This window comes from Tolypothrix sp. FACHB-123, from assembly GCF_014697075.1.
GTDB lineage: Bacteria > Cyanobacteriota > Cyanobacteriia > Cyanobacteriales > Nostocaceae > Aulosira.
The window spans coordinates 1-6,565 of sequence record NZ_JACJRE010000122.1 but is presented as its reverse complement, the minus strand read 5'-3'; the positions used below and the strand labels follow the sequence as shown (position 1 = coordinate 6,565).

Here is a 6,565-nt window from a genome sequence, read left to right as displayed (position 1 = left end):
ATTTAGTCGAAGAAACTTCCAAATATAATAAAGAATAGGAAGTGGTTCGCGATAATCTATCGCGAACCACTCTTTCTTTTCCACATCCCGTGAAAAGTCAGGCATATCTTTCTCCTCTTACCATACGTAAAAGAGGTGTTTGAAAATACTTGCACTCGACAACTTACTTTTTCTTGCCTTATTTAACAGAGGTTGATCGTGTTCCATAATGGAACTTGACTCTGTGCGTAGTTTAAAAAAATTTGGTATTGTTTGGTTGATCATAAACTGTGCAGTTTGTGAAACTTACCCAAGAGCGGTGTTTTCCAGGCAAACGCTCTTGGGCTTGAATTTCCTGGATGCTTTTAACAAAGCAGAAGGCATACTGTAGGTAGTGGAAAGATATTTAGCCACCTACAATATGCCTTGGCTCAATTGCTGTCATCCTTGGTACACATAGATTACTCCTGGTAATCGTGAATTACTTTCACAAGGAGAGTCTTGTTATCCCAAATATTAACACAGTATTATCACAACAGATCCATTACATAAAAAGCAGCAAACCCGCCTAATGGTTGGCGGGTTTTTCCTTGAGCATTTCTTTTAGTTTTTCCAATAATTGCCTGAGAGAATCATTCTCTTCTCTCAGGCGGCAGTTTCCCCCAGTACCACCTCTTCCAATTTCGCTACTCTCTGCTTTAGCTCTACAATATCGTTAGATTCAACCTTATTACCAAGGTATTGGTCAATCAACCCGATTAGGACATCGGTAGCGTTCTTTCCCTCTTGCCTTACCTTTTCATAAAAAGCATCTTTCTTTTCAGGAGCAATCCTAATATTTATTCTTGTTTCACTCATAGTCATTCCTCGTCTATTGTTCAACGCTATCAGCGAAAGCATTGTAATAACAAGTGTACTCCCAAATATACAAATTTTGTTATCCCATTGGGTTGACAAATGGGATAACAAAAGTTACACTGTATTTATAAGGTTAAGCAAAAAGGCGATCGCCCTGTCTGGAAAACTAGCGATCGCCCTTTGTAAAGACCTAACCCCATATAGAGGCAGGAGATTCCTCAATTATGACTTACTCAACCAATACACAGCAAGCACTTTCCAACTTCAACTGCAATACACCAGATGAACAAGCGCTAGCACAGGCAGAACTATACAATCACCTGGAAGCCCAAGCCGAAGCTGTTGCCCCAGAGCAATTAACCACAGTAGAAATCAACTCCTATCACTACGAAGTGTATGCTCTAAAACAACTCATCGCTTACATTAGCTACGACTATGACGAATTTGTAACTCAACCTTGGGTAGTCATGACAAGCGGCGAAGAGAAGTTCCGCCACACGACTATTGCTCAATGCCAGCGATACATCGAATGGCACTATAAGGATGGCACGCTCAAACCAGCAATCCCAAGTGAAATCAGAGAAGTTCCAAAAATTTCGGAAATCTCATTTTATGACCAAGAAGCTTTGATTGACGGGGAATTGGTTGCTAGCATCAGCTATGACAGTGACAATCGTGAAGACTTGTACTGGCGAGTTTTGGTCAACAACATCGAGATTTTCCGAGACACTACACCTGCTAGATGCCACAGCTACATTAAACAGCAGTACCAGCAAGGCACGTTGCCTGTAGAAGAACCATTTGTGGAACCCTGCACCACTGGTAATAAAATCATGGCTCAAATTGCCAACGAATGCGAAAAGCACGGGTTGGAATTGCTGGATGATGGAATTTACCGCAATGAAGTGAAATTGGGGCAGGCAGGATGCACTGAAGGTAATTGGTGGTTTGTCCGAGCAAGTGAATTGCAAGTACAAGTAACCTGTGATTCTGTGATAGATGCTGTCTTGTGTCTATCGATAGCGGACACTGTACCTGATGCTGGTGTTATCGATTGCGAGCAATTGCTAGACCTTCCGTTTGACCAACTGACTACTGTGCAATGGCGGCAACTTCTGGAGTATAAGGCAGAAAAAGAGGAGTTAGTCGCAGCGTAATTTAGAACTCAGAATTCAGAATTCAGGAGTCAGGAGTCAGGAGTCAGAAAAGTTCTGAATTCTCAATTCTGGCTCCTGAATTCTTTTAATCATCTATTCATCAGAATATGCAACACAGAACCGCCATACCCAAGGACTGGGAGGAGTAAATGATGTCTAACCCTAGCCTCATTGAATTAGTTGAAGCCAGCCAATATTTAATATCTCAAATCGCTAAACACCCAGACTTTTTAGCACTTGATTATGACCCCGATCTAACTATTGGGGATGCTAAAACTGCACTTACTTATCTGCAATCGGAAATTGAATCAAATCAAAAGCCCAATACTGCATCAAGTTTCTCTGGTCAAGAATAATTACCGACTCTTGAAGGAATTGCAGAAATTTATACAGTAAAACAAATAAAATAGCTTTTCAGTTACAGTAGGATGAATTATGCTTCAGTTGTGTGTTTGCCTTAGGCAAAGAAGCTACTGCTTGCCACTGTGCGTGCACTATGGGGTACTTACATCCAGACTAAGTTACCCTTAAATAAACGGGAACAAATGAACTTGTTCTAATGACGATTCACCCATGACTGATAACTGGCAACCACCAAGGTATTATGTATAACTACAACCCGTTAGAATGCCTACCTTCATCGGCAGAATTACCCGACTCTGATGATACTCCTGTGGATAACGAACTGCAAATATTAATTCCCAACTTATTATTAGCCATCTTAGCTGCGATTTGGCAAAACCGCGATGACTGGTTTTTCGGTATCAACATGGGAATTTATTATTCACCATTAAAACCTGCCATAGTCCCCGATGGATTCCTGAGTTTGGGTGTAGAACGTTTTGTAGGTGAAAATGGACGTTCCAGCTATGTATTTTGGGAAGAAGAAGGAATCCCACCAATTTTAGCTTTGGAAGTTGTTTCTCAAACTTACAACGGCGAATATGAACAGAAAAAAATCGATTACGCCAAATTAGGCATTTTATATTATGTCATTTATGCACCAACACGGTTACGTCGTAAACGCCAACGTTTAGAAGTTTATCGTTTAGTTGAAGGTAAATATATTTTACAACCAGGGGATAAAATTTGGATGCCCGAAATTGGTTTAGGTATTGGACGAGAACAGGGTAATTATCAAGGAAGAACAAGAGAATGGCTGTTTTGGTATGACGAAAATGGCAATAGATACCAAACCCCAGAAGAACAATTGCAAAATTTATTAGCTCTATTACAACAGCAAGGAATTGACCCAAATACACTTTAATTTTGTTGATGGTTGACAGTTGATAGTTAACAGTTAACTATTATTTAGCAAATATAGGAATCATACTTGAATCTTGCTAGGTATACTTAGAAACAAACCCTTGTATGGCAAGCTTCTAGCGAATTAGATTTTTCAAAAATCAAATAGGATTCCTATATGAGTCCTATATAGGAGTAAATAACAAATGAGAATTAGAGGAGTTAAACGTGGTCAGATTATAGAATTATTAGAACAAATCAACGAGATTCCTGATGGTCAAGAAATTATTGTTGATTTAAAAATTAGCGCAACTTCAATTGAACAAACAAAACATTCCTTAACAGATTCAGAGAGATTAGCAAGACTCAACAAATTATTCGGGGCGTGGAAAGATCAGCCTGATTTAATAGAAATCTTTAAATAAATAGAAGAATATAATTATTGATTATTAAAAATTACAATGAATCGTCAAAAGTCAAGATATGCTACATTTAGTAAATTACAGTGTTTTAGCTCAAGCGTCATTATGATTTTATCAAACTTAATAATCCTGATGCAGCTTCCCGCGCAGTACAAGCAATTGTCTCTTCAGGTGAAAGTTTACAGCAAAATCCCCGTCGAGGCGCAATTGTAGATGAAATAGCAGGACTACGAAAACTTTTAGTTTCTTTTGGTAAATACGGTTTTATAATTCCAATACCGTTGCCAAAATAAGAGGATGAAGAGGTAGGGCGTTTCGTAGTAGAGTTATTGTCTCTCACAACGACAACTCAAAAACTACAAGCAGCCCATGCCAGATATTTTATCACTCCTGCAATGCCTACTACCGCAGATCAACGCGACAACGATGCGGCAATTTAACCAAATAATCCTGGCGATGTTAGCGATGAGCGGGAGAGTCACAATGTTGGGCATCTCGCGTTGGGCAGGCACTGGTGGTAGTTATCGGACAATATTAAGATTCTTCCATAAAGTAATCCCTTGGGCAACGTTGTTTTGGTTGTTTTTTCGCAAGCATTTGTTCCGTGCAAATGAAGTGTATTTGCTGGCAGGAGATGAAGTTGTAATAAGTAAATCAGGGAAAAAAACTCATGATCTTCTGGCAAATTTCCGCCTCCTTAACCCTGACTCCGGCATTATTGACCTTAAGGCTCATTATCGTGGCTTTCGATATGTTAATGAAGTCTTAAAAATGCTTCCAGAAATTCCTGAGCCTATTTTATTAAACCAGATTTTTGCCAAGCTTACTTCTTTGGGACGTATTCATAACGTTTCTACAAGCGTTGAACTCTCCTAAATTGGCAAAGGTATTGAATTCACTACGTTATTCTTGAGAATGATGTTGTTATTTTACGTGTCTATCACGGGCGAGAAAATCGACCTCGTTAATATTAATTTTCAAAGGATATAAACAACCGCATAATATGCCGAAAATTTTACGAAAATATCCTTAGAAAATTAGTTACTCCAGCAATACCGACAACACAATTGCTGATTTTTATATTTCTGCTTTAGAGTGTGCCATCCAGTATGACCGCAAAGCAGGTTTTTTCAGCAGTGCTATCTTGAGTAAAGTTGCTCGTGGTTTGGATGCAATATTGCACAACGAGGGACGAATACGCTTAATTATGATCTGTCAGTTTAGTCTGTAAGATTTCTAAACATACCACTAGAGTTGTGCAGGAAAATGCCATGACTTTATAACCAAAACGGGAAGTAACGCGATCGCTCTTGAGCCAAATTCACAATCAATCTTCCTTTTGAGCTTCCGCTTGTTCCTTAGCCACAGCAAGAGCAATAACCCGCCGCAACCACTCGGAACGATTGGGCTTGCTACGCACATAAGCATCTAAATCTTCTGGAAGCATCACAGATATAGGTTTAGTATCACATTTAACACCAACTCCTTTTGATTTAAAGCGAGTAGCAATATCGTTTCTTGTCATAGTGATTATCCTTTCTCTCTACCACTACAATAGCAAAACCCACATATATGTGGCAATATATTAGATATTTTTATCATTAAAAACAGCTAAAAAGCTTTATTATCCCACATATATGTGGGATAATAAAAGAGTGAGAGATAGGAAATGGAGTGCCAAAAAGACTCCCGGTAACGGAACCGAACCGAAGCGTGAAATTTCAGATGTAGCGCCAAGTCCAAAACTCTTACATCAACAACAGAAAAAGCACCCCCGACGACCAATCTAAAGGTGCTTTTTCTGAGTTCAATACTAGAAGGATTCTAACACATGAATTTGTTTTCTAACACCTTAATATTTCACTCAGAACAAGATGCTCAATTAGTTGCTGAACAAGTTTACAACTGCCACAAAGAAGGTAATGTTTTAATCTGTCCGATTCGAGAACAGAGGGCAGTAGATTTAGCAATCAATTTAGCTGGTGTTGCCTTACCAATAGTTGAAGGTGCTAGCTGTTTACTTCCCTTCCCCAAGCATGAGCGTGAGTGCCAAGATGATGATGCACCACAGATTTATGTAGCTTGTTTATCTGCATACAACAATGGCTTTTTACACGGAATGTGGATAGACTGTACACAAGATGCGTCAGACATTCAAGATGATATTGAATGGATGTTATCTTGGTCACCCTGTCATAATTATGAAGCCTGTGAGGAGTGGGCAATACATGATTTTCAAAACTGGTATGGTATTCATCTGAGTGAATACGAAAGCATAGAAAAACTAGCCGAACTAGCCCAAATTTTATCAGAGCATGGTGCAGCCTATGCAGCTTATTATGAATATGACAGTAGTGAAGCTAGTGTAGAAGATTTTCAGGAACATTATTGGGGTGAGTACGAAAGTGAAGAGGACTTTGTTTATGATCAACTCGAACAACAAGGATTGATTAAAAACTTAGAAGATATGGGTATTCCTAGCTTCTACCTCAATTGGTCAGCAATAGCCCGTGATTGGTTTATTGACTCTTACTATTCAGTAGAAGAAAGTTACAACAAAGTCTACATTTTTAGTCGTTACTAATAAAATAAAGGGAGGGTAGTTAAAAAATACCCTCCCTTTATATTTAAAAACTGAAAACTTGACAAATAAATTTTGATCAAAATTTATTTGTCAGGTAAAACCAGTCGAATTAATTAACGTTGACGATTGGATTTTTTTTGAGATGTTTGTCTAGTGTAATCACTAGGGATAATCCTGACTTTTCACGGGATGTGGAAAAGGAAATTGGTTCGCGATAGCTGGTCGCGAACCAATCCTCTGGACTTAAGATAATTTGCGTCCTCTAATATAAGGTGCTTGTAGTATCGTATTTTGGGGTGCAAATGAAACTATTAGAAGCA

General features: G+C 38.8%; 7 protein-coding genes and 1 pseudogene. 6 read left to right on the top strand and 2 right to left on the bottom strand.

Going from position 1 to position 6,565, the window contains the following annotated elements; all coding sequences use genetic code 11:
* Window positions 1-624 precede the first annotated feature (624 nt).
* Window positions 625-837, bottom strand: coding sequence for a hypothetical protein (locus H6G41_RS33735; protein ID WP_190657732.1), 213 nt, complete (start codon window positions 835-837; stop codon window positions 625-627).
* 224 nt (window positions 838-1,061) lie between these two features.
* Here H6G41_RS33735 and H6G41_RS33730 point away from each other — a divergent pair, with 224 nt between their 5' ends.
* The 5 genes and pseudogenes from H6G41_RS33730 to H6G41_RS35535 form a co-directional block, all read left to right on the top strand.
* Window positions 1,062-1,994, top strand: a complete 933-nt coding sequence (locus tag H6G41_RS33730; RefSeq protein ID WP_190752702.1) for a hypothetical protein — start codon at window positions 1,062-1,064, stop codon at window positions 1,992-1,994.
* A 152-nt stretch (window positions 1,995-2,146) separates the two neighbouring features.
* Window positions 2,147-2,350, top strand: coding sequence for a hypothetical protein (locus H6G41_RS33725; protein ID WP_096648264.1), 204 nt, complete (start codon window positions 2,147-2,149; stop codon window positions 2,348-2,350).
* 248 nt (window positions 2,351-2,598) lie between these two features.
* Window positions 2,599-3,261: a Uma2 family endonuclease gene (locus H6G41_RS33720; protein WP_190752700.1), complete on the top strand. Its 663-nt coding sequence runs from the start codon at window positions 2,599-2,601 to the stop codon at window positions 3,259-3,261.
* A 184-nt stretch (window positions 3,262-3,445) separates the two neighbouring features.
* Window positions 3,446-3,664, top strand: coding sequence for a hypothetical protein (locus H6G41_RS33715; protein WP_015130201.1), 219 nt, complete (start codon window positions 3,446-3,448; stop codon window positions 3,662-3,664).
* A 366-nt stretch (window positions 3,665-4,030) separates the two neighbouring features.
* Window positions 4,031-4,378: pseudogene (locus H6G41_RS35535) on the top strand (transposase); the annotation flags it as partial.
* A gap of 610 nt (window positions 4,379-4,988) precedes the next feature.
* Here the strand turns inward: H6G41_RS35535 and H6G41_RS33705 are convergent.
* A complete protein-coding gene (locus tag H6G41_RS33705) occupies window positions 4,989-5,186 on the bottom strand; it encodes a hypothetical protein (RefSeq protein WP_096648418.1) in 198 nt (65 codons plus the stop codon).
* A gap of 306 nt (window positions 5,187-5,492) precedes the next feature.
* On the opposite strand from H6G41_RS33705, the gene H6G41_RS33700 reads away from it, so the two are divergent.
* Window positions 5,493-6,245: an antirestriction protein ArdA gene (locus tag H6G41_RS33700; protein WP_190752694.1), complete on the top strand. Its 753-nt coding sequence runs from the start codon at window positions 5,493-5,495 to the stop codon at window positions 6,243-6,245.
* Window positions 6,246-6,565: the final 320 nt, after the last annotated feature.

Bases quoted from the DNA above. Each gene is read 5' to 3' on its own strand.
- H6G41_RS33735 (WP_190657732.1), bottom strand. From the start codon at position 837: ATGAGTGAAACAAGAATAAATATTAGGATTGCTCCTGAAAAGAAAGAT.
- H6G41_RS33730 (WP_190752702.1), top strand. From the start codon at position 1,062: ATGACTTACTCAACCAATACACAGCAAGCACTTTCCAACTTCAACTGC.
- H6G41_RS33725 (WP_096648264.1), top strand. From the start codon at position 2,147: ATGTCTAACCCTAGCCTCATTGAATTAGTTGAAGCCAGCCAATATTTA.
- H6G41_RS33720 (WP_190752700.1), top strand. From the start codon at position 2,599: ATGTATAACTACAACCCGTTAGAATGCCTACCTTCATCGGCAGAATTA.
- H6G41_RS33715 (WP_015130201.1), top strand. From the start codon at position 3,446: ATGAGAATTAGAGGAGTTAAACGTGGTCAGATTATAGAATTATTAGAA.
- H6G41_RS33705 (WP_096648418.1), bottom strand. From the start codon at position 5,186: ATGACAAGAAACGATATTGCTACTCGCTTTAAATCAAAAGGAGTTGGT.
- H6G41_RS33700 (WP_190752694.1), top strand. From the start codon at position 5,493: ATGAATTTGTTTTCTAACACCTTAATATTTCACTCAGAACAAGATGCT.